The 309-nt window shown below is 36.9% G+C and carries 1 protein-coding gene; it reads left to right on the forward strand.

What is annotated here, in order from left to right; translation table 11 throughout:
- Positions 1-112 precede the first annotated feature (112 nt).
- The coding region (locus SB679_RS23625; protein WP_410704702.1) for a hypothetical protein at positions 113-309 on the forward strand (197 nt) is incomplete at its 3' end.

Consider the following 309-nt stretch of genomic DNA (forward strand, 5'->3'; position numbering starts at 1 on the left):
AAACAAAATCACTAAAATCAATACTCAGAATTTGATTCAGGGAGCTTATCTGGTGGTAGTTAAGACAGATACGAATAAAACAGCAAATGCAAAACTGATTAAGAAATAAATAATGAAAATAAATAATATAAAAATTGGTCTACTTTCCCTTTTTCTGATTCTTGGAACACAGGAAGCATATGCACAATCGAACGTGGAAGATGTGGTAACTACTCCGATAGCCTCGCCTTCGATGGCTTCGATGTCCCAGTATTCCGATGTTCCAATATCGTTGGCCACAGGTCTTCCTGATATTGGAATCTCACTCTT

Origin of the sequence: Chryseobacterium sp. SIMBA_029, from assembly GCF_046535275.1 — a bacterium.
Classification (GTDB): domain Bacteria; phylum Bacteroidota; class Bacteroidia; order Flavobacteriales; family Weeksellaceae; genus Chryseobacterium.